The organism is Culicoidibacter larvae (assembly GCF_005771635.1).
GTDB classification, from domain to species: Bacteria; Bacillota_I; Bacilli_A; order Culicoidibacterales; family Culicoidibacteraceae; genus Culicoidibacter; species Culicoidibacter larvae.
The window spans coordinates 1-23,367 of sequence record NZ_VBWP01000007.1 but is presented as its reverse complement, the minus strand read 5'-3'; the positions used below and the strand labels follow the sequence as shown (position 1 = coordinate 23,367).

14 protein-coding genes and 2 tRNA genes are annotated in these 23,367 nt (G+C 38.9%); all 16 read left to right on the top strand.

What is annotated here, in order from left to right:
• Positions 1-42: 42 nt before the first annotated feature.
• On the top strand, positions 43-1,359 hold the full coding sequence (locus tag FEZ08_RS08255; RefSeq protein WP_138191280.1) for a PTS sugar transporter subunit IIC: 1,317 nt from the start codon (positions 43-45) through the stop codon (positions 1,357-1,359).
• A gap of 14 nt (positions 1,360-1,373) precedes the next feature.
• Entirely contained in the window at positions 1,374-2,810 is a 1,437-nt protein-coding gene (locus tag FEZ08_RS08250; RefSeq protein ID WP_138191278.1) for a glycoside hydrolase family 1 protein, read from the top strand.
• A 199-nt stretch (positions 2,811-3,009) separates the two neighbouring features.
• A tRNA-Trp gene (locus FEZ08_RS08245) sits at positions 3,010-3,083 on the top strand.
• Between the two features lie 19 nt (positions 3,084-3,102).
• A tRNA-His gene (locus FEZ08_RS08240) sits at positions 3,103-3,178 on the top strand.
• 207 nt (positions 3,179-3,385) lie between these two features.
• Positions 3,386-3,814 (top strand): DUF2000 domain-containing protein, encoded by a 429-nt coding sequence (locus FEZ08_RS08235; RefSeq protein WP_138191276.1) that lies wholly within the window; start codon positions 3,386-3,388, stop codon positions 3,812-3,814.
• 180 nt (positions 3,815-3,994) lie between these two features.
• Entirely contained in the window at positions 3,995-4,666 is a 672-nt protein-coding gene (locus FEZ08_RS08230) for a response regulator transcription factor (RefSeq protein ID WP_138191274.1), read from the top strand.
• Positions 4,650-6,050 (top strand): sensor histidine kinase, encoded by a 1,401-nt coding sequence (locus FEZ08_RS08225; RefSeq protein WP_138191272.1) that lies wholly within the window; start codon positions 4,650-4,652, stop codon positions 6,048-6,050. Before FEZ08_RS08230 ends, FEZ08_RS08225 begins: the two co-directional genes overlap by 17 nt.
• The gene (locus tag FEZ08_RS08220; RefSeq protein WP_138191270.1) at positions 6,043-6,759 is read left to right on the top strand and encodes a hypothetical protein; all 717 of its coding nucleotides are present in this window, start codon (positions 6,043-6,045) and stop codon (positions 6,757-6,759) included. The genes FEZ08_RS08225 and FEZ08_RS08220 overlap by 8 nt, the downstream gene beginning before the upstream one ends.
• A 156-nt stretch (positions 6,760-6,915) precedes the next feature.
• Positions 6,916-12,204, top strand: a complete 5,289-nt coding sequence (locus tag FEZ08_RS12575) for an InlB B-repeat-containing protein (protein WP_138191268.1) — start codon at positions 6,916-6,918, stop codon at positions 12,202-12,204.
• Positions 12,205-12,645: 441 nt separating this feature from the next.
• Complete coding sequence (locus FEZ08_RS08210) at positions 12,646-13,458, top strand: transporter substrate-binding domain-containing protein (protein WP_138191266.1); 813 nt, start codon at positions 12,646-12,648, stop codon at positions 13,456-13,458.
• 2 nt (positions 13,459-13,460) lie between these two features.
• Positions 13,461-15,131 (top strand): ABC transporter substrate-binding protein/permease, encoded by a 1,671-nt coding sequence (locus FEZ08_RS08205; RefSeq protein WP_138191264.1) that lies wholly within the window; start codon positions 13,461-13,463, stop codon positions 15,129-15,131.
• The gene (locus FEZ08_RS08200; protein ID WP_138191262.1) at positions 15,131-15,859 is read left to right on the top strand and encodes an amino acid ABC transporter ATP-binding protein; all 729 of its coding nucleotides are present in this window, start codon (positions 15,131-15,133) and stop codon (positions 15,857-15,859) included. The genes FEZ08_RS08205 and FEZ08_RS08200 overlap by 1 nt, the downstream gene beginning before the upstream one ends.
• 163 nt (positions 15,860-16,022) lie before the next feature.
• Positions 16,023-16,691 carry a response regulator transcription factor gene (locus tag FEZ08_RS08195; RefSeq protein WP_138191259.1) on the top strand — a complete coding sequence of 223 codons (669 nt, stop codon included), beginning with the start codon at positions 16,023-16,025 and terminating at the stop codon, positions 16,689-16,691.
• On the top strand, positions 16,675-18,129 hold the full coding sequence (locus FEZ08_RS08190; protein WP_138191257.1) for a sensor histidine kinase: 1,455 nt from the start codon (positions 16,675-16,677) through the stop codon (positions 18,127-18,129). Before FEZ08_RS08195 ends, FEZ08_RS08190 begins: the two co-directional genes overlap by 17 nt.
• Positions 18,126-18,854, top strand: coding sequence for a hypothetical protein (locus FEZ08_RS08185; protein WP_138191256.1), 729 nt, complete (start codon positions 18,126-18,128; stop codon positions 18,852-18,854). Before FEZ08_RS08190 ends, FEZ08_RS08185 begins: the two co-directional genes overlap by 4 nt.
• Before the next feature lie 144 nt (positions 18,855-18,998).
• Positions 18,999-23,300 (top strand): InlB B-repeat-containing protein, encoded by a 4,302-nt coding sequence (locus FEZ08_RS12570; protein WP_138191254.1) that lies wholly within the window; start codon positions 18,999-19,001, stop codon positions 23,298-23,300.
• Positions 23,301-23,367: the final 67 nt, after the last annotated feature.

The window sequence follows — 23,367 nt, the reverse complement described above, 5'->3', positions numbered from 1 at the left end:
GCTTTGAGTATCTGATAATGAAGATATAAGGAGTGATTTATTATGAATAAGTTTATGGAGGGCATTGAAGATCGCTTGATGCCAGTCATGTCAAAGATTTCAAGCCAGAGACATTTGGCAGCTATTCGTGATGGTTTAATTGCCACAATTCCAATTACGGTTATTGGCTCTATCTTTTTACTAATCGCCTATTTGCCTTGGCCGCAAGCGTATGTTGATTTTATGGCGGCAAATCCGGAAATTGTTGGTAAACTGATGATTCCATTTAATATGAGTATGGGATTGTTAACTATTTATGCTTCGTATGGGATTGGTTCGAGGTTAGCAAAATCTTATGGACTTGATTCTGTTGCTGGTGGAATTTCAGCCTTGTTTACTTTCTTAATGACGTTGAATTTTACATCTGTAGATGGTTTGGGGAGTGCGTTGTTAACTGAATTTTTAGGTGGCGCAGGTATGTTCAGCGGTATAATTACAGCTATTTTGGCTGTTGAAATTATGCGGTTATGCAAGAAGTATAATATTGGTATTAAATTGCCGGAGCAAGTTCCTAGTAACGTTGGTAGTAGTTTTGAATCATTGATTCCAATCGCAATTTCGACAACTCTTGTTTGGGCAATTGTACACTTATTAGGTTTTGATATTAATGTTTTGATTAGTACAATTGTAACGCCGTTATTAGGTGTTTCGGCCAATTCAATTTGGGCACCACTGATTTATGTGTTGCTTACCTGTATTATGTGGTTCTTTGGGATACACCCGCAGATTTTAGCAGCAATTATGTTGCCGATTTGGCTTATTAATTCTGATGCAAATATGGCTGCAGCCGCAAGTGGGTTGCCAATTCCTAACATTGGTGTTCAACCGTTTATCTTTACATTCTTGTGGATTGGCGGTGGCGGCGGAACATTAGCGCTTTGTGCATTGATGTGTTTCTCTAAATCGAAAGTACTAAAAAGTCTAGGCCGTTTAAGTATTCTGCCGGGAGTGTTTAATATTAATGAACCATTGCTTTTCGGATTACCTATTGTTTTGAATCCGATTTTAGCAATACCATTTGTTATAGGACCGGTTGTGACAACAATTATAACTTACCTTGGCTTTACTACTGGAATTGTTCCCGGTATGGCTTATCCGCTGGCAGCAGTTTGGACGGTACCATCCTTTATTGCCGGAGGTTTAGTTACTGCCAGTATTCAAGGTGTGATATTAGTAGTTATCAATTTTGTAGTAGGCGGGCTTATCTACTTTCCATTCTTTAAAATGTATGAAGCTAAGCTCTTAAAAGAAGAACATGCGACTGAACAAGAAGAAACAATGAAAGAGACAGATGTTGCAGAAAATCTGTCTACAGTATAGAGAGGAAGAATAAAATGAAGAAAAATCCAAAACAGTTTCCTGAGCATTTTTTATGGGGCGGGGCAGTTGCTGCCAATCAGCTTGAAGGCGCATTTGATCAAGGTGGTAAAGGACTAAGTGTTGCCGATATTAATCGCTATGAAGCTGATATGCCAATTGATGAAAAATCTAATGGTGAACTGACAACAGCAGATATTAACACATTAGTTAATGATAAAAAAGGATACTTTCCTAAACGGAACGGAATAGACTTTTATCATACATATAAAGAAGATTTAAAGTTATTGGCAGACATGGGTATGAATAGTTTTCGTACATCAATTTCATGGGCACGTATTTTCCCTAATGGGGATGAAAGTGAGCCTAATGAAGAAGGATTACAATTTTATGATGATTTAATTGATGAAATTATCAAAAATGGAATGGAGCCATTAATTACTGTTTCCCATTATGAAATGCCATTACATCTGGCGATTGAGTATAATGGTTGGTATAATCGTAAGACGATTGATTTCTTTACCAAGTATTGTGAGACGATTTTCAAACGTTACAAAGACAAAGTTAAGTATTGGATTTTAGTGAATCAAATTAATCTGATAGTTTTTGAATCATTTAATCACTTAGGTATTCCTGAGGATAAAGTTGACAATATTTTAGAAGCAAAGTATCAAGGGATTCATAATGAATTGGTTGCTTGTGGTCGGGCCACAAAGCTGGCAAAACAAATTAGTCCGGAATTTAAAATTGGTATGATGATTTATCATGGCGGCGCATATGCAGCCACTTCAAAACCAGAAGATGTGTTGGCGACATTACAACGAAATCAAATTGAGTATTTTACCGCAGATGTTTTACTACGAGGGAAATACCCTAAATATATGTTCCGTTATTTTGAAGAACAAGGTATTGATATTAAGTTTTATGATGGTGATGAAGAGGACTTGAAAAATACTGCTGAATTTATGACATATTCATATTACTATACGAGAATTGCTGATGCTGAAAGTGCGAAGAAACTTAATTCGGCGTATATCAATCCGGAATTGCCGGCAAATCCGTGGGGCTGGTCAATTGATCCGATTGGCTTGCGCATTTCTTTGAATGAATATTATGATCGCTATCAGTTACCAATCATGATTACTGAAAATGGTTTGGGTTGTCACGACGAGTTGACTGCTGATGGTCATGTTCATGATGAATATCGCATTGAATATTATCGTGAACATATTAAACAAATGAAATTAGCAATTAGTGATGGCGTTGAAGTGATTGGTTATTATCCATGGGGACCGATTGATTTAGTGAGCTGCTCATCGTCAGAGATGAGCAAGCGTTACGGTTTTATTTATGTTGACTTGGATGATTATGGTCAAGGAAGCGGCAAGCGAATTAAAAAAGATAGCTATTATTGGTATCAAAAAGTTTGTCATTCTAATGGTGAAGATTTATAGGAAGGGGAAACCGGTCGCGAATCAAGTTCGCGACCGGTTTTGCTTTTTTGGAGCTAAAATGAAGTGCTGATTTTTATAGGCGTTTTCGTGAAAAAATACTTGTCAGCGATAGTGTGGTTATGATAGAATAGTAAGAGCAGTGACAATTGGCTGATATGGTTTGAATTGTTGGTTGCGGATAGGCCCAGGCAGTACATTTAGGGGCATAGTTAAACGGTATAACTACGGTCTCCAAAACCGTCATTGTGGGTTCGATTCCTACTGCCCCTGCCAATAAAATATTTATAATATGGCGATCGTGGTGAAGTGGTTAACACATCGGATTGTGGTTCCGACATCCGCGGGTTCGATTCCCGTCGGTCGCCCCATTAGAAAAACAAACATCTCTTCGGAGATGTTTTTTTGTTTGTTGTAAGTATGGTATAATAATAACAATATCTATGACGAAATACAGGGTGGTGAGATTTATGTGCAATTATTCCAGGGATAAAAATGGTGGGGTGCTTTGGGCGAAAATTGAGGTTCTTGCACAGAGATTTCCTCCTTTATTATAAAAATAAATAAGGGAGAAAAATATGAGTTATAATTACAAAGACAAGAAGATTGTTGCGGTTTTGGCATCAAATCTAGAGAGTGGTATTGCCTGTAATGTGATTGGTCATTTAGCGCTGGCAATCGGGGCTAATATTAATAGAGAATTTATGGGGGAGAACCCTTTGTTTGATAAGAGTGGTACGCAACATTTAGGTATTGCAAAGTATCCTTTTATAACTACGAAAGTAAGGCAGAATAAGCTTAGAAAAGTCATTGATGCTGCCAGAGAAAATGGCAGTATATTAATTGCTGATTACCCTAAAGAAATGCTTGTAACCGGTCATGATGATGAGCTTGTTGAAGTGCTTTCGAATGTTGAAGAATCTGATCTTGAATATCTCGGTGTAATTCTATGTGGAACCAGTGAAGCAATTAATGCGATAACTGGCAGATTTCAACTTTGGGGTTAAAAATATAGCATAAAAATTGGTTGTTAGCAGTATGTCTAGAGAAATATTATTAGATAAAAAAAGCTTGATGTTTCAAGCTTTTTTCTATTTTCCCCAATGAAATTAAACAATCGTGATTTGCCAAGTGTGATGTTTCTATGATAAAGTTTTAATGGAAAACATGTTACGGGGGAATTAAATATGGGATACAAGATTTTGTTTGTGGATGATGAGCGCGAGTATCAGGATTTTATTGGAGAAATTCTTACGCATGAGGGCTATGAGGTTGTAAAAGCCAGCAATGCAACAGAGGGATTAGAAATTTTTAAGACTGACATTTTTGATCTGGTTATTACTGATTTGAAAATGGGAGCTATTGATGGCTTGCAGTTTTTTTCGTTGTTGCGTAGATTAGATCCTTTAGTACGGGTTATCGTTCTTACTGGTTCAAATCATGATAATGATGAGATTCGCGGATTAGAGATGATGGTTAATGATTATGTCAAAAAACCGGTATCGATTGAGGTGCTTTTAACCAGAATCGCCAGAGTATTACGCGAACAGCAACAGGCGGGCAGCGATAAGCTAATGAGTCTTACGGAAAATATTGTGGTGGAGATATTGCCGCGAAAAGTTTTTCGTAATGATGAGGCGGTTGATTTAACTAAGAAAGAATTTGATTTGCTGGTTTTCTTTTTGCAAAATCGTAATATTGTTCACTCGCGTGAAGCAATATTACATGAAGTTTGGCGTCATTATGATGGCTTTGTAGATTTACGTTCAGTTGATACACATGTTAAGAAGATTCGTGCTAAGTTGCATTTGACATCAATTTATTCAGTACGGGGTGTAGGATATGAATGGGTTGAATAGTAAGACTTCATCCAAGAGGATACAGTGGAAACGAACAATCATTATTGTTGGGGTTGCCTATGCAGCTGTTGTTTTGTTATTAGGAATTTTTATTTTTAATATACCTACCTTTTACTACCAGCTAACCAAAACGAACATTGAGAATACTGTGGCAAGTGTCAATCAGGCGCTTGCTGATAATGATGCTGAAGCTTTAGAAGCGATTGTTAATGATACGGCAATGGAGTTAGTTGTGGTAACTGAAACTAATGTGGTATTTAATACGATGCCAACAACTGACTTTTCAGTATTGAAGGAAACAATTGATACACGTGCTTTATCTTATTCAGCGGCTTACGAAACAAAAGTTGATAATCAGGTTTATCAGGTCTGGATGGCTATTTACAAAACTGATTTTCAACAATTTTTTATCGTTGCTATGCTAATTACTTTTGGCGGAGCAGTCTTGTTATGTGCGATTATGACCGGTTTATTGTTTTATATGTTCCGTAAATTGGTCAGTCCGCTTAAACGCTTGCGCGATAATATTTTCAAACTGAAATCATATCGCTTGAATGAAGTTGCCAGCAGTCAGGAAATTTCAGATTATGATTTGCTTTCTGAAGAACTAACTGAGTTTACTGAAGATTTGCAAGGGAAACTGCAGTCGTTTACAGTTAGCTATACTGGTCTTGAGCAAGAGCTTCAAGCGCGGCAAGAGCGCAGCAACTACAAGGAGCAGTTGGTTACTGCTTTGGTACATGATTTGAAAACGCCGCTTAATATTTCTTCGATTCAAGCTGAGAAGATGGCACAATCTGCTCCGGCGTCGGACGCGGATGCTTTTGATGTTTTGCTGCGGAATAATAATCGGGTGTTGAATGATGTCAATGAGGTGCTGACAGTTTTACGTATGGATGAAGTGAGTAAACTGCAAGAGTCGAGGGAGATTGATGTGGTTGAAATCAGCCGTGCCACCTTACGGCTGTTTCAACCTATGTTTCAGAAGCGGGATATTGCGTCATTTATTGATGCGCCGAAGTCTTTGTTGATGCAGTTTAATGAAATTGAGTTTAAGCAGATTATGCATAATGTTATTTCAAATGCTTCGCAGTATGCTGATATTGGTGGTAGTTTTGAGTTGGAGATTGATCAGTTGGATGGTATGGTTTGGATTCGCGCATACAATGACAAGGCTGATGTGTCGCAGATTCAGTTTGATCAGGTTTTCGATTTATTTTATCGGGCCGGGAATAACGAGCATGCTTTTGGCAGCGGTGTTGGCATGTATACGATTAAGAGTATGGTTGAGCAGCATCGGGGTTCTTGTCGTTTCGAGGCTTTCGATGAAGGTGTGCAGTTGATTATTGAGCTGCCTTTGAATGGTGGTGAACAGCATGCGTAGATGTAAATTTTTAGTGATGGCATTTGCGGTTGTCTTGTTGAGTTGGGCAATGACGCAGGGTGTTTTTGCCAAAGTGGCGACGCCGTATCCGAATCGCGAGGCGGCGGAGCAGGCGGAGTTGGCGAAGCTGAAGGAACAAGGGGTAGGTATAGGGACTTACCCAATTACTATCAGTTATGAGGCAAATGGTAAGGTTGTTGAGGAAACAGTTTTGCTGACGATAAGTGGCGAGCATACGGTGATTGTTGATAACATGGCTATTGATGCCAATGATATTACCATTAGTCGTGACCAGGTTGCCGGAATGCAGGCGGCAGATTGGATTGCTGCTGCTCATGCTGTTGCCTGGGATATTCAGACACAACAGCAAGTTATGGTTACTTCGGTGAATAGCAGTCAGGTAAAATCGGTGTTGGGAGTTTACCCGCTCTTTTTTGCTGTGGATGCTGGTTTGCAGACGCAAGTTCAGGTGCATGTTGTTGAGCCAAGTGTGATAGCAAATTATTTTCAGACCAATCATACAGGTGGTTGGTCTGAGGAGCTTTACATCAATGAGGGTTTATCGTCAAGCTTTTGGACAAACTTTATGTATTTCTTTTTGGAAATGCTCATGTTATTGATTTTAATTATTCCTTTGATTATTTTGGTGGTGCAGTATTTTGTTACGAGTAAAATGGTGAGACAGGTCATTCATATAACGACAAGATAATGTGAAAAAAGTAATTATAACACAAAAATCACAGAACTTACGCGACAGTACTTTGCTTTCAGAAGTACTGTTTTGATATGATTGAAAGGAATAGAGATTCAATTAATTATTGTGGTATGGGCACAATGCTTGTACGCAAGGGAGGACAATAATATCATGAAAAAATGGATTAAAGGGAGTATAGCCATTCTAGCTGTGATGCTTTTATTGGTGTCACAAAATAATTGGCAGGTATTTGCCCTAACAAGTGAGAATACTACAGTAGAAACTACTGAGAATAACGAGGGCAGTAGTGTTGAGGAAGAAAGCAGCGAAGCTGCAGCAATGGCGCAGCAAGGTGTTGCTTCACCATTCTCTGTGGGATTAGCGAGCTTTGATGGAACCGACTTAAGCGGCAACACAGATGTTAGTTATGATGTTCGTGATGCAACGAATCAACCAAGAACTTTGGATGTATTAGCAAGTTTTGATGGCAGCGGAACAACTACAAATCGCAAGATTACAATCCGTATTGAAAATGGCTTGCGCTTTCATTCAATACCCGGTATGGTGATGAGTAATAACTATCGTACATGGATATTTGATGCGAATGCTTTGCCAACACAATTACAAGGAATTATTACTAATGGGACATTTACGCTTGACCCGATGGTATATGAATATGGGGTTAAAAGCGGGACTTTAGTGCTGGATGTTGCACCGGGTGCAACGAATGTGTCGTTATCAATACAAACAGCTTTTGATCTAGCTTTTGGCGCAAATGACGGTAGTCGAACATTTACTGACATGTTGACAGTAACAACAAGTGCTAATGTTGGTGGAACTGAGACAATTATTGATGAAGAAGTTTTAGAGAACTATACAATTACCGGAACAATTCAAATGCAGTTTTATTCTGTTGGTGGTTCTAGTGGAATCATTACTCAATATATTGATGCTGGAGATTCAGTAAGTACTGAATATTACTTATCTACAGCTGGGTCATCATATACAAATAGTTTTGCAGCTAATGTGTTGCTCAAAAAACAGGTATTGGTATTTGAAATCGATAAAGCTCTTGGTGTACAAAGCGTCACCAGCAGTGATGGCAGATTAAATAGCTCACAATTAAGTTATGCAATTGATTCAACTTCTAGTTCAACAAAAGATATTTTAACAATAACTTTTTCAGAAATAAGAATTGACGGCCAAAAAGTGAAAATTAATTTTGCAAGCTCTGCAACAGCAACACCGGGGACATATGCTATTAACGGCGTATCTGGTGGAGCAATTGCATTTGGAACTGATAAAGTCATGAATAATGGATATGTTCATAAGCAAAACATTATTATTACTGAACCATTTGAGAATAAGTTAGCAATTGATGGTGTAAATGGCAATATTTATATTAATCCAGATTTAACCAATGAAGAGTTACAACCGTTGGGTATTTACTCATTAGCAAATAATTTTGCTAAAAACGTTGATGATCAGATGATAAGACTTACATTTAATGATCCAACGATTGGTGTACGGATGGTGCGTTTAGTTACCGGTTATGGCATGCCAGCTACCAATGTAGTTGTGCATACTGAAAAGGGAAAAACTATTACCATTCCATCGATTACTTCTACCGGGATTAACACGAATACAAGTTATGCAACATTTAATTTGAGTAGTTATGGCGATGTTGATGCAGATGATTATATTGTCAACATTACCTATGAATCAACGGGGTTTTTAAGTGGATCTGGTCGTGGTGCCGGTAATTCAACAATCGTATATGAACGTTGGGATTTAAGTCCAGGTCTTTTTTCAGGAGTAATTAGAGATGTACCAGCAACTAAAAAGTACAACGCAATAATCGAAGTGGTGCCAAGTGCGGTCGGGGACTTTTCAGCGAGTGATGCTCAAAATAAAGTTTTAACAATGTCAATGATAACAACTGGCGGAGCAATTTCGTTTTATAGTGGTAATACTTTAAGTACACAACCTTATTTAGCTGGTAATACAATACCGGTTCATGGTTCTTTTACATTGTCTTCAGAGGTTGCCGGTACGATGATGTTGAAACGCGGATTTGATATCTATTTGCGTGAAGATAAGTATTTCCAAATTGATACTTCAAGTATTAAAATAGTTTGGGAAGGAATTACTTATTCGACAGCTGATGGGAGTTTAATTCCGATTGCGGGAACAGACAATCAGGGCCTGAAGACATGGAAAATCAATGTTGATGATATTGCTATTGGAAAGTTTAAACCGAATGGAAGCGCATATAGTAATATGGAAATTACCTATGAAATGAAAGTAGCTAATAGTGCACCGACAGTTGCGGTTAATGCAGCAGACTTATTAATGGTTGTACCAACTAATGATGTCAAGGTAACCAGTAACGGAAACACGGCATACTTCAATAATGCTAATAAATTTAATGTTGATGGCAGTGGTAATCTTACAAAAAGTGTTGGAACACTAAGCAAAGATACTTATATCAATATACAAGCACAAAAGGATTTTACCGTTACTACAGCTGCGAATCTTAATGATGGTTCATGGGTAAGTTATGATTATGCGTCTAATCAATCAATTATTGATTTAAATCCAAGTGGAGATGCAAAATATCAATTAACGGTTGCAAACAATTCAGGAAGCACGATTAATGGCTATACCGCACTTATTCCAATTCCTAAATATGGTGAGAAAACTGATTTGACACCTAGTACGCCGGCAAATTTTGATGCTAGTGTTGACTTGCAAAAAGAGGCATTCTCTTGGACGGCTTCATTATTAGCAGAAATCGTTCCAGCAGGAACACTGAATTATCAAGTTTTATATGCAACAACATATGAAACTGATAAAGATTCAGCTAATTTCGTTTCATGGAGTGCAATTACTGATCCAAATGAAATTCGGATGGTAAAAATAGTAACCAATGATGCAGTTGCTGACGGCTTTAGTGAAGCATTGAGTTTCCCGTTGGCATTAACTGATACCGATGCAGACTTACATGCCGGAAACACTAATATTTATTCAGCACGTATCTATCGTGAGATTTTAGGAACAGCTGGATATAAACCAAGTGAACCAATTGCAATTCGCTTAAAAACCGGAGTTGTTAAAGGGAATGTGTTTAATGACTTAAACCGCAATGGTGTTAAAGATGGCACTGAAACTGGTCGTAACGGTATAACTGTTATTGCCTATGCAGCAGGAACAACAACGGTTATTGAAACAACTACAACAAAAACAATTGATGGTGTTGACGGTCAATATGAGTTCTTAGGATTAGATAAAAATCAAAATGTTGATATTGTATTTATTAATCCAACCACAAATGATTCTACACGTTTTTCACCGGTAACAAGTGGTGGTTCAACACCATCACCAGCAGTGGATAACAGTAAGGCGACAACTGCAGGAATTGCACCAAGTGCAACTGGGTTTGATACAGTTTACGCCGGAATTATTACCCCGGTTACGATTACTTTGAACCCAGGTATTGGTACGAGTGCGAATGCAACCGTACAAAAATATCCTGGTGAGCAAATTGTAGCGGAACCTGCGGCAACAGCTACAGGTTATACTTTCAATGGTTGGTTTACAACTAGCACTGGCGGAAGTAAGGTGGCGTTCCCATACACAGTGGGAACGTTGGATACTACTTTGTATGCGCAATATACTGCAAATAAATATGTGTTAAGTTATGATATTGCAACTAATGGCGGGCAAGGAACAGCGCCAGCTAATGAGCAAGTAACATATAATACTTTAGCGACATTACCTGCTGTACCGGTAAAAACCGGCTATACATTTGTCGGGTGGTTCGACGCGGCGAGCGGCGGAACACAGTGGAATTTTTCAACCAATAAAATGCCGGCAAACGATGTAAAACTGTATGCTCAATTTACTATTAATAACTATATGGTTACTTTCAATAATGATAGTGCAACTTCAACTTTGAGTGTGACTTATGATCAATTGGTAACTGAGCCAACTGCACCAAGCAAAACCGGATATACATTTACTGGTTGGTTTGACGCAACAAGCGGTGGTACCGAGTGGGACTTTGCGGTAGATAAAATGCCAGCAAATGATATAACTTTATATGCTCAGTATTCTATAAATAGTTATGTATTGACATATAATGACCAAGGAACAGAGACAACGACTACGGTTGAATATGATGCATTAATCATTGAACCAACAACGATTCCGGTTAAATCTGGATATACGTTTACCGGTTGGTTTGATGCGGCAACCGGCGGCACAAAATGGTTGTTTAATAGCCATAAAATGCCTGCGGCAAACAAAACTTTATATGCTCAATTTAGTGCTGATAATCAAACAATTACTTTTGATGTAAATGGCGGTTTGATGACAAGTAGACCGGCAAATATTGTACAACCAACTGATTCAAGTATTGATTTAGATGCGGTAGCAATACCGACTCGTGCAGGGTATTCATTTGTTGGATGGTTTGATAGTGGTGATGTTCAACATAGCGGAACTATTACAATGCCGGTTGGCGGCTTGGCATTACAGGCAAAATGGACTGCTGATGATCAAGTTATCAGTTTCAACAGTAAGGGTGGCAGCGGTGTAGCTTCAATTACAGCTAAAACAGATACCACTGTTGACTTAGATCAAGCAATTACTTCAAAACCTGGATACCAATTTGATGGCTGGTTTGTTGCTGATACGCAATACAGCGGAATTACTACGGTACCTGCTGGAGGGTTAACATTAGAGGCTCATTGGACGGCACTGGACCAAACAATTACTTTTGATGTAAATGGTGGCGATATCAGTTCGCAACCTGCAGATTTGATTCAACCAACTGATAGCACTGTTGATATTAATGCTTTGGTAACACCAACATGGTTTGGCCATAAGTTCTTAGGTTGGTATGATGGTGATACCCATGTATTTGGTACAATTACTATGCCTGCGGGCGGGCTGCAACTAGTTGCTCAATGGCAAGATTTAGTTGCAACCGGAGTATGGAATATCAGTGCCAATAACCTCGAAATAAAATTAAGCGAAGTAAACAATCATATTCAGGCGGGAACATTAAAAGATGAAATATTATCTCGCAGTAATGCCCAAGCTTGGGAAACTGAAAATGGAACGTTACTAACACCGCTTACACTGGGACTTAGCACATTGCTGGATAATCCGGCAGTAGGTGATTATAATGCAACAGTTGCTTATGAAGATCCGAACAGTCCAACAACAATGCCACAAACATTTGCTGCAAACAGTGAATTATTGGCACAAGAAGCAACAACTTCAACAACACTGCAAACCACATTTGTAGTAACCGTTGTGGATGATACATCAACACTGCCGACTACCGGCGACGATTCATTGCTTTATGGCGTGCTTATCGGAACAAGCAGCTTGGCAATTGGTGGTGTGTTTATCTTCTTAGTGGGAAAACGCAAGAGTGAAGAAGAGGCCTAAGCCCTTCTTCACCAATAGTTAAGCAATGCCCACACATCTATTTAACGAGCAACATACAAATCGCCCCCCGATTTTTAAAATGCTGTTCCGATAAATAGTTGTGTGGGCTCTTTGCGAATTCCGGAACAGCTGCGCCATTCCGGATGTTCTCCGTTGACTTTCACAAATGAACATGTTAGAATAACAATAATCAATTGAATAAACAAATAGAGGTAGCGATGTATCAGAGTAAGAGATTGAGCAGGCATGCAAAGAGATTTCCCAAAGGTAACCATCGCCGAATGTACAGCTTAGGCATAAGTTTTGCATGGGGGTAGTGAGAATATCACTACCACTCGTTCCAGTGTGGAATGGTACTATTATTGACAATATGAGTCTTGAGTGGTTTTGCTATTTCAGGGCTCTTTCTTTATTTGTTTACGAAAACTAGGAGGAACTAAGATGAAAAAGATTTTAAGTTGTTTAGCAGTTTTGGTAATGGGAGCAGGTATATTGACTGGCTGTGTTAATAATGGCACAAGCAGCGATACATTTGTTGTCGGTATGGAATGTAATTATGCGCCGTGGAACTGGACCCAGTCAGTGGCAAGTGATACTGCCGTAGCAATCGATGGTGGTCAATACTGTGATGGTTATGATGTGCAAGTTGCTCGCCAGCTTGCTGAGAGCATGGGTAAAGAGTTAGTTATTAAAAAGACTTCTTGGGACGGTTTAATTCTTGCGTTGCAAGCTGGTGAAATCGATGCGATTATTGCCGGGATGTCACCGACAGCTGAACGTAAAGAAGAAATTGATTTCAGTGATCCGTATTTCTTAGGTAGTTTTGGAATGATGGTTCAGGCAGATGGTCCGTATAAAGATGCTACTTCGGTTAAGGATTTCAGTGGTGCCAGAGTAACGGCGCAAATGGGAACTTTCCATGTTGAGTTAATGGATCAATTAACCGGTGCATCATTGCAAGCACCAATGAAAGACTTCCCAACGATGACAGTTGCTTTGCAGGCTGGCGAAATTGATGCCTATGTAGCTGAGGAGTCAACTGGTAAAACAATTCCTAAAACCAATCCGGATTTAAAATATGTTCCAATTGCTGATTTTGTTGTTGATGAGTCAATGGCGGCAGTTTCGGTAGGTATTAAAAAAGGAAATACAGAATTATTAAATCAAGTAAATGAAGCATTATCAAAAATTACAACAGAGCAACGGTCGCAATTGATGGATGCCGCAATTGACCGTCAGAGTCAAGGAGAATAAAAATGATTGAGCAAATTCGAACGAGTAATAAGAAATTTAATAAATTTATAGTTGCCTTTATTGTATTGACAACGCTGGTATTTGGGGCAGTCAGTTCATTAGGTCAAGCAATTCAAGTTACTGCTGCCGATGATTCAACATTTGTTGTCGGTATGGAATGTAATTACGCACCGTGGAACTGGACTCAGTCAGATCCTAGTGCAACAGCAGTAAGTATTGATGGCGGACAGTATTGCGACGGTTATGATGTACAAATCGCTAAGAAGATTGCCGATAACTTGGGCAAAGAATTAGTTATTAAAAAAACCTCTTGGGATGGATTAATTCTAGCGTTACAAGCTGGCGAAATTGATGCAATTGTTGCCGGGATGTCACCAACTGATGAGCGTAAACAAGAAATTAATTTCAGCGATCCATACTATATTGGTAAATTTGGCGTTATTGTTAAAAAAGATGGTAAGTATGCTGGCGGAACGAGTGTGCAAGATTTTGCAGATGCAAAAGTAACTGCACAGATGGGGACATCGCATGTGGCTTTGATGGATCAGTTAACTGGGGCATCAAAGTTGTCACCTATGAAAGACTTTCCAACAATGACAGTGGCTTTACAGTCGGGAGAAATCGATGCATTTATTGCTGAGGATTCAACCGGACAAACAATTCCGAAATCGAATCCGGATGTTGTTTATATTCGCCTTGATGATATGGTTGTTGATGAATCATTAACAGCGGTATCGGTAGGGATTGCCAAAGGTAACGAAGCGTTGCTAAGCGAAGTCAACAGTGCCTTAGCTACAATTACTTTAGCAGATCGGGAACAGCTTATGACTGAAGCGGTAGATCGTCAGGGAGCTGCAGATAGTGATGAGCCGGCAACTGCTACCGAAGATGTAAATCCGGTTATTGGTTTCTTTAATGGGGTTGGAACATTTTTTGCACAGGTTGGACAAATTGCTCAAGATAATGCATATGCATTTTTAAATGGGGTTATTGTCACTTTAATTATTTCAATTTTTGCGACTGTATTTGGTTTCTTAATTGGTTTGTTGGTATCAATTATTCGGATGGGCAGAGTTGGTAAAGTTATTGCTAATATTTATATTACTATCTTCCGGGGAACACCGATGATGGTGCAAGCGATGATTGTGTATTATGGCGTTTCGATGATGTTACCGGGGTTCTCTTGGTCAAATATTATCTTTGGGAATATTATTGCCGGGATTATCGTTGTTACTATTAATACCGGGGCGTATATGGCGGAAATTATTCGTGGCGGTATCCAGTCTTTGGATGATGGCCAGTTTGAAGCAGCCAAGAGTTTAGGGATGACACAGTGGCAGACAATGATTAGTATTATTTTGCCTCAAGCAGTCCGCAATGCAATTCCGGCAATCGGTAATGAATTGATTGTTAATATTAAAGATACATCTGTATTGAGTGTTATTTCAGTTATGGAGTTATTCTTTACTTCACAAAGTATTGCCGGAAGTACATATAAAGTCTTCCAAACATTCTGTATTACAAGTATTATTTATCTTGTTTTAACCATGATTGTTGCATATATTCTGCAAATTGTTGAACGGCGAATTGATCCGAAATCTAAAAAACGAAAAGTAAGTTTACCGATGTCAACAACAACTCCGCATCACTTTAATCCGAAGGGGGAAAAATAATGAGTATTATTATCGAAATTCAGGACTTGCACAAATCCTTTGGTGATATTGAAGTATTAAAAGGTATTGATTTTACCGTTAATAAAGGTGAGGTTGTTTCAATTATTGGCTCTTCCGGATCAGGAAAATCAACTTTGCTTCGCTGCATCAACACTTTAGAAACATTTGAATCAGGTGATGTAAAAATCGAAGGAACAAGTATTAAAGAGATGAACCCAATAGATTTACACACTCGGGTTGGTATTGTTTTCCAATCATTTAACCTTTTTGGACATTTAACTGTATTAGAAAACTGTGTGGTAGCACAACGTAAGGTACTGAAAAAGAGCCGTGAAGAAGCTGAACAAATAGCTCTTGAATTGTTAGAAAAAGTCGGTATGGATTCATTCAAAGATGCTGTTCCTGAGCAACTTTCCGGCGGGCAAAAGCAACGGGTTGCGATTGCTCGGGCATTGGCAATGAATCCGGAAGTATTGCTGTTTGATGAACCAACCAGCGCGCTTGACCCGGAAATGGTCGGTGAAGTTCTTGAGGTTATGAAGAACTTAGCTACTGAGGGATTAACGATGTTAGTAGTTACTCATGAGATGGATTTTGCCCGCTCGGTATCAAATAAAGTTGTCTTTATGGACGGCGGTGTGATTGTTGAAGAAGGCGAACCGGAGCAAATTTTCTTACATCCGCAACATAACCGTACGAAAGAATTTTTATCACGGGTACGGGTATAAAAATATGGAAAAGCCTATTATAAATGATAGGCTTTTTTTTAAACAATAAAACTTTATTGACACTAATGATATAATAGAAACTGATTATATTATTATTAAAAATATTTGGCATTTTGTTGAGCGATATGGTAAAGTATTGTGTATATTGAATGGGGGGAACTTTATGCCGAAAATTCTTTTTGTCGATGATGACACTAATTTCCGTGATGTAATTGCTGAATTTCTTGAAATAGAAGGATATCAAGTGCGTGTTGCTGATAATGCCAGTGATGGATTGAAATTATTCAAGGCAGAACAGTTTGACCTGATTATCAGTGATGTGAAAATGGAGTCAATTGACGGATTACAGTTGCTAACATTAATCAGGAAACTAGACAATAGTGCTAAAGTTATTATGTTAACTGGTTCAAATGATGAGGATGATGAAGTTCGCGGACTTGAACTTCATGCGAGTGATTTTATAAAAAAACCAGTTTCACTGAAAGTGTTATTAACTCGTATTGAACGGGTTCTAAAGAAAAATAAATTTGTTGTGGAAGAAGAACTTTTTAGTCGCAGCCAAAATATTTTGGTAGAGATCCGCAATCGCCGGGTATATAAAGATGGTGAATTGGTGAATATAACAATGCGCGAGTTTGATTTATTGGTGTTTTTTTTAGAGAATAAAGGCACAGTGCTGACACGCGAACAGATTTTCAAGCAGGTTTGGCAGAGCAATGAGCAGTTTAGCGACATACGAACAGTTGATACTCACTTAAAAAAGTTGCGGGCAAAGCTAAAGCTAACTTGTGTGTATTCAATTCGAGGAGTAGGCTATGAGTGGGCAGAATAAAAACAAAAGACGCAGTAAAAAGTGGCGGACTGGGTTCTATGCGATTAGTGTTTTCTATTTACTGCTGGTAATGGTTTTAGCTACAGTGATATATAACATTCCTGGAATCTATGCTTATTTCAGTTCGCAAAGGATTGATGTAATCAGAAATGAAGTAGAGGATGCCTTTAAAATTTCAGATGCTGCGGCTTTAGCCTCGGCATTTGAACTTATTGACCAAAAGAATAGTATTGAACTTGTTGTAAAGCAGGGAAATAACTTGGTGTTCTCGACTAATGAGGAAACTAATTTTGCTGAGTTAAGCAAAGTCCTTGGCGAAGACTCTTTAAGTTACCAGAGTGCCTTCCAGATTAATTCAGATTCTGGAACATATCAAGTTTGGCTGGGCATTTATAAATTCGAGTCACAGGGATTTTTTGAACTGATTATGTCAATAGTTATTGGTACGGTAATCATCTTATGTTTAATTATCACGATATTGGTAGTGATTATTTTTCGTAAATTAATTATGCCGTTGCGACGCTTGCAGAAAAATATTCTGAATCTAAAAGAGTATCGTTTTTCAGAGGTTGCTGCTCCAGATAGCAGTACCGAGTATGATTCTCTTTCGGAGGATCTTGGCGAATTCAGTGAAGATTTGCAGGAGAAAATTGAGAGTATTGATGAGAAATATACTCGGCTTGAGTTAGAGTTGCAGAGGCGTCAGGAGCGGATTATTTACCAGAGCAAGTTAGGTAGTGCGCTGGTGCATGATTTAAAAACACCGATTAATGTTTCAATGTTGTATGTTGAACGAATTCAGGATAATATTGATGATAATCCAGAGATAAGTCGATTGCTGGAGCGGTTAGTTAAAAATGATGAACTGCTTTTGAATCAAGTGAATGAAACTTTACAGGTTATTAACACCGAGGCAATGGATATGGTTGGTAGGGCTGAAGATTTTGATGTTGTTCCGGTAGTCCGTGAAACTTTAGCATTATTTACACCATTTTTTGAACAACATAATATTGAAGTGTTTTTAGAAACACCACAGTCATTGATAGTGCATGCAGTAAGACTCGAATTTAAGCAAATTATCCATAATATTATTTCTAATGCCAGCCAATATGCAGATGGCAATGGTAAATTTGAATTATTTATTGATACAAAAGATAATGCTTTGAAAATTATTGCTTATAATGATAAGCAGGATCGTTCAAACATTGACTTTGACCGCATTTTTGATTTGTTTTATCGGGCGGACAGCAACGGAAATAATGTATTTGGCAGCGGCGTCGGGATGCATACGATTAAAAGTATGGCTGAAGAGTACAAAGGTACATGCAGTTTTGAAGCGATTGGTAATGGTGTGCAGTTGAATGTAGTTTTACCAATACTTGCTGATACGACAAGTGCTGTAAAAACGAACTCCGCTGACAAGGCGGTGAAAGCATGATGCGCAAATTGTTTGTCGGACTGACTGCTGTACTATTGTTGCTTTTGGCTGCGCCGCGAGTATCGGCATATGAGCCGGTATATGGTTCTGAGAGCGAAGCGATTCAGGCAGAGACGGAACGGCTGGTTGAGAATCGGTATAAACCGGGGAGTTATCCGGTAACGATATCGTATCGGGTAAATGGCGCAGTCATGACTAGGGATGTTATGGTGACAGTGAAGAGTGATGCGGCGGTTGTGGTTGGAAATATTGTGATCGATGCGCATTCATTTATGGTAACTGTAGCAGAGGCTGCGAGTTTTACTGATGCAGATTGGATTGAGCGGGCACAAGCATATGCTTGGCAGACGGATACAGGAGCGGAGATTCCAATTGCGATTGTTGATCATGGGCAGGTGAAGACTGAACCGGGCGAGTACTGGGTGATGTTTGGTGCCAATGAGTCAATTACAATACAAGTGAAGGCGACAGTTGTGATGGCTTCAACTTCAGAAGACAATAAAATATCAAGTGTAAATGATGTGTGGTTTGAAACTTATTACGATAATCCCGGAAGTCAGGAATTTCTCGGTTCGGAAGCAATATTTTTCGATATCTTAAAGGTTTCGGCCATCTTCATGTTACTGATACCATTATTATTTTTAATTATCCAATACTTGTGGACTTCCAAAGCAATGCGGGCGGTTCTTGATTTCATGGATAAAAACAATAAGAAAAGAGAGTGATTGGGGGATCACTCTCTTTTCCATGAGTTTTCACATAAACTTATCACAAAAGTTCACAAAAATTATGCCGTAGTTCTTTGATACAGGTTCGGCGGATTGATAAAATTAATTTGATATAAAAATAGGTTAAGGGGGACACTTAAAATGAGTAAAAATATTTTTAAGCGATTCTTTGCAGTGGCAATTGCCCTGCTGGTGCTGAGTGCACAAATTAATATACCGGTGAGTGCTTTTACCGGAGAAAATGATACGATTACGGAAGCAGATGCGAATCAGGATGAGAGCGCGGCGAATGCTAATGAGCAGGAAGCAACAACTGATGATACAGAGGTTGCAGGAGAAAACGCGGTTGAGGCTGTTGAGGTAGGTAATGGCGCAGCAGCTACCAGAAGCTTGTTGAGGGCAGAGGTAAAGCCATTCGCGACATTCGATGGACAGGATTTAAGTACAGCTGACAATAGTGTGACTTATCAGAATTATACGTCTTCAATTAGTTCACAGACATTGGAAATCAGTGCACCAATTACTGATTCACCAACAATTACCAGTCATCAATTGGTTATCCGGATTGAAAATGGTTTGGCGATTGAATCCGGGCCAGGTTTAAAATCAAATGGAGCTTACAACGGGAATACAGTAAAATGGATATTTGATGCTAGTTCACCGACATTGCCGGATGATTTGCAAGGGAAAATTATCGGCGCGACTTGGACACCGGATCCAATAATTAAAGGATTTTATCAGCCAGCCAGCGGAACATTAACATATGATATTGCTCCGGGGACAACAGCGATTAATCTATCATTAGCTATTAAGTCGGATATTGGTTTCAATCTTACTGATAGTCAAATAAGTTATACAAATCCAATTACAGTACAGAAACTGGAAAATGGCAGTGTAGTGACTGAAGAGAAGTTAGAAAATTATACAATCAGTGGATTATATCGTCCGGTTATCTATTCGCATGGCAGTACCCAATCAATGTACGTAAAACCTGGAGAAACAGTGGCAATTAACAATTTTCTTGATCAGGCTGGAGCATCAGTTCCGCTTAATCAGTACAAAGATGTTTTATATGAAGAGATTACCTTTACTTGGAAGATTGATAAAAATGCCGGACTGCAAGGGATTAAACCCAATGGAAAATATAGTACTAGCAATATGATTGTTGCTGTTGATCGCACGAGTGACAGTCAATATGATCTGGTTACTATGACTTTGGATAAGGCACCGGTCGGCAATCAATATTTTTCATTTCAGTTCCAACCACCGGCAGACGCCGCAGATGGAACCTATCAATTGTTGTTAGTGGATTCAAAAACAAAATTATATGGACATAGTGAATATATTAACTATCCTAATTTTGCTCTATATCCAACGGCAACAGCAGCATGGCCGACAATTATTGTAAGTTCATCAACTGCCAGTAATGTTGCTTTAGCCGGTATATCAGGCAACACTAATTTTGCCTATAATCCATTGCAAGATAGTGAAGATATTGTTCCCTTAGGTGGATTTGCACTTACTAATTTAACTCCTAATGACTCTGCAGCACAGAATATTCAAATGAAATTCGATGATGCTTCTTATGGTGTTAAGGCAGTACGTATCGCATTTGGCGCCAAAGCGACAAATATCGTAATTACAACTAATAAAGGGCAGACTTTCACAATTAATGAATTGACTGGAACATATAATTCAACTAGAAGAATCAGGTTGGCAAATATTGTTTTGGCGAATTTGGGGACTATAACTGACGATGAGTATATAGCTGATATTACTTATACAGCTGATACTATTCCGGCCGGAACTAATGCTCCAGATAGTATGAATGGCAGCGTTGGACCTTTAACAGATTACTACGCATTAGTGTTGGAATATTTTGGGCACATGATTAGTCGTCCGGCAACTAATAAATTCACTGCGACTGCATCAATGGTTGATAGTGATAAATCATTTACCGATGCAAGTGCCAAGCATGCTACCAATACAATGACTGTTGTCGATGCTAAGAAGATTACTTTTAGTACAACTGAAAGCTTTAGCAGCACGGTAAAAAGTTCAGGAACAATAGTTCCGATGAGTATAAGGTTTAATAAAAATTCATATATTTATACTTATGATAGTGCTGGAGTAGTTACCGGGTTTGAAATCTATTTGCGTGAAGGTGAATATTTAATCGTTGATCAGAGTTCAATCAAGGTTACTTGGGGTAATGAAGTATATACAGTGGATAGTGCCGAAATGACGGTAACACCAACAACTGATAATACTGGAAATCGGGTTTACAGACTGACGCTTCCGGAAGTTAAGTTAGGAAGTTTTAATAGTACTTTAAATTATTACCCAGCCATTCAGGTTGATTATAGTGTAAAAATAAAACCGACAGCACCAACAACCAGCATTCCGAGTAAAGATATCGCTCAAATTTTACCAATGAATGGAATGAGTGTTGTAGCGGTTGGTGGCAATGGTGGTAATAATCAATATAATAATGCCAATATTTTCAATGTTGATGGAAGTGGTAATACTATCAAAGCAGTTGGTACTCCATCATCAACAACAACATTAAAAATTCAGGCGCAAAAAAGTTTTACGGTTACCAGTGCGGCAAACTTAAATGATGGTCCATGGGTCAGCTATGATTATATGACGCAAAAAGAAATTATTAATTTAAATCCTGAGGGAAATGCTAAATATCAATTAACAGTGACTAATAATTCCGGACAAACAATTGATGGTTACACGGCCTTGGTACCAATACCAAAAGCTGGCGAAGCAACAAACTTAATGCCAGATAATCCAGCGGATTTCAATTCCGGAATTCATTTGCAGAAAACACCATTTGAGTGGACAGTGTCACTTTTAGAAGAACTAAACACAGATGTTAATGCTTTAAATTACCAGATTCTATATGCAACAAGTTACGAAACAAATAAGGACTCGTCCGAATTTGTTTCGTGGGATGCTATTGCTGATAAAAATGATATTCGTATGGTAAAAATTACTACTACTGACAGTATTGTTGATGGCACGAATGATGTTGTTGAGTTCCCGTTAGCATTGACTGATCCAAATCCTGAAGCTAATGCCGGGAAGACAAATATTTATTCAGCGCGGATTCACCGCGTGATTGATGGCAGTGCTGGTTATAATCCAAGTGAACCAGTAGCGATTCGCCTGAAAACCGGAATCGTTACCGGAACGGTATTTAATGATCTAAACCGGAATGGGCTCCAAGATGCTGGTGAATCCGGACGCAATGGTGTGACGGTGCGTGTGTATGAAGCGGGAACTAGCAATTTGCTTGATACAGTTGTCAGTCATGAAAAAAATGGTGTAGATGGTGTTTATGAGTTCTTCGGACTGGATAAGAATCAAAATGTTGATATTGTATTTACTAATCCTAATACTGATGATTCAACTCGTTTTAGTCCGGTGACTAGCGGTGGTTCAACGCCTACTGAAACTAGTGATCATAAGAGTGCGAAAACGGCTAGTATTACACCAAGTAGTGCAAGCAGTATCGTTGTTAATGCCGGGATTATTACCCCAACAACAGTAACAATGAATGCGCAAGGCGGAAGTACAGCAGAAACAACAATAAAAAGATATCCTGGTGAGCAGATTATGACTGAACCTGAGGTAATCCGCGAAGGGTACACTTATAATGGTTGGTTTACCGCAACAAGCGGCGGTAGCAAAGTTGCTTTTCCATATACTGTAGGTGCAGCAGATGATACACTATATGCGCAGTATACTGTAAACCAGTATACGTTAACATTTGATATTGCCAGCAATGGTGGTGAAGGCGTAGCACCAACTACGCAGACAATTAATTATGGTAATACAGCGTCGACACCTGCCACGCCGGTAAAAACCGGATATACTTTTACCGGCTGGTATGATGCAGCAACTGGTGGAAATCAGTGGAATTTTTCTACCAACACAATGCCGGCAACAAATGTTACCCTATATGCCCAATTTACTATTAATAATTACACGTTAACATTCAATAATGATGGCGTTGAAACTACTTCTTCAGTTACTTATGGTGACACAATTACTGAGCCAGCGGCACCAGTGAAGACTGGTTATACTTTCAATGGTTGGTATGATGCAGCAACTGGCGGAAATCAGTGGAATTTTACTATTGGAACAATGCCGGCAAATAACTTAACGTTATTTGCTCAATATACAGTAAATCAATACACATTGAGTTTCGATATTGCCAGCAACGGCGGTGAAGGATCCAAGCCGGCAGCGCAAACTATCAATTATAATAGCACAGCAACTGCTCCGGCAGATGCTGTGAAAACCGGCTATACATTTACCGGTTGGTATGATGCGGTAACCGGAGGCAACAAATGGGATTTTGCGACTACAACGATGCCAGCGGCAAACACAATTTTGTATGCACAGTTCATTATCAATAGTGTAGGGTAAGCACCCGGCGCCTTGATATGTTACCATATTAGGTTTCCGTGAACTCCCCTCCGAACCGTACGTACAC

Coding starts and splice junctions, on each gene's coding strand:
- FEZ08_RS08255 (WP_138191280.1), top strand. CDS start 43: ATGAATAAGTTTATGGAGGGCATTGAAGATCGCTTGATGCCAGTCATG.
- FEZ08_RS08250 (WP_138191278.1), top strand. CDS start 1,374: ATGAAGAAAAATCCAAAACAGTTTCCTGAGCATTTTTTATGGGGCGGG.
- FEZ08_RS08235 (WP_138191276.1), top strand. CDS start 3,386: ATGAGTTATAATTACAAAGACAAGAAGATTGTTGCGGTTTTGGCATCA.
- FEZ08_RS08230 (WP_138191274.1), top strand. CDS start 3,995: ATGGGATACAAGATTTTGTTTGTGGATGATGAGCGCGAGTATCAGGAT.
- FEZ08_RS08225 (WP_138191272.1), top strand. CDS start 4,650: ATGAATGGGTTGAATAGTAAGACTTCATCCAAGAGGATACAGTGGAAA.
- FEZ08_RS08220 (WP_138191270.1), top strand. CDS start 6,043: ATGCGTAGATGTAAATTTTTAGTGATGGCATTTGCGGTTGTCTTGTTG.
- FEZ08_RS12575 (WP_138191268.1), top strand. CDS start 6,916: ATGAAAAAATGGATTAAAGGGAGTATAGCCATTCTAGCTGTGATGCTT.
- FEZ08_RS08210 (WP_138191266.1), top strand. CDS start 12,646: ATGAAAAAGATTTTAAGTTGTTTAGCAGTTTTGGTAATGGGAGCAGGT.
- FEZ08_RS08205 (WP_138191264.1), top strand. CDS start 13,461: ATGATTGAGCAAATTCGAACGAGTAATAAGAAATTTAATAAATTTATA.
- FEZ08_RS08200 (WP_138191262.1), top strand. CDS start 15,131: ATGAGTATTATTATCGAAATTCAGGACTTGCACAAATCCTTTGGTGAT.
- FEZ08_RS08195 (WP_138191259.1), top strand. CDS start 16,023: ATGCCGAAAATTCTTTTTGTCGATGATGACACTAATTTCCGTGATGTA.
- FEZ08_RS08190 (WP_138191257.1), top strand. CDS start 16,675: ATGAGTGGGCAGAATAAAAACAAAAGACGCAGTAAAAAGTGGCGGACT.
- FEZ08_RS08185 (WP_138191256.1), top strand. CDS start 18,126: ATGATGCGCAAATTGTTTGTCGGACTGACTGCTGTACTATTGTTGCTT.
- FEZ08_RS12570 (WP_138191254.1), top strand. CDS start 18,999: ATGAGTAAAAATATTTTTAAGCGATTCTTTGCAGTGGCAATTGCCCTG.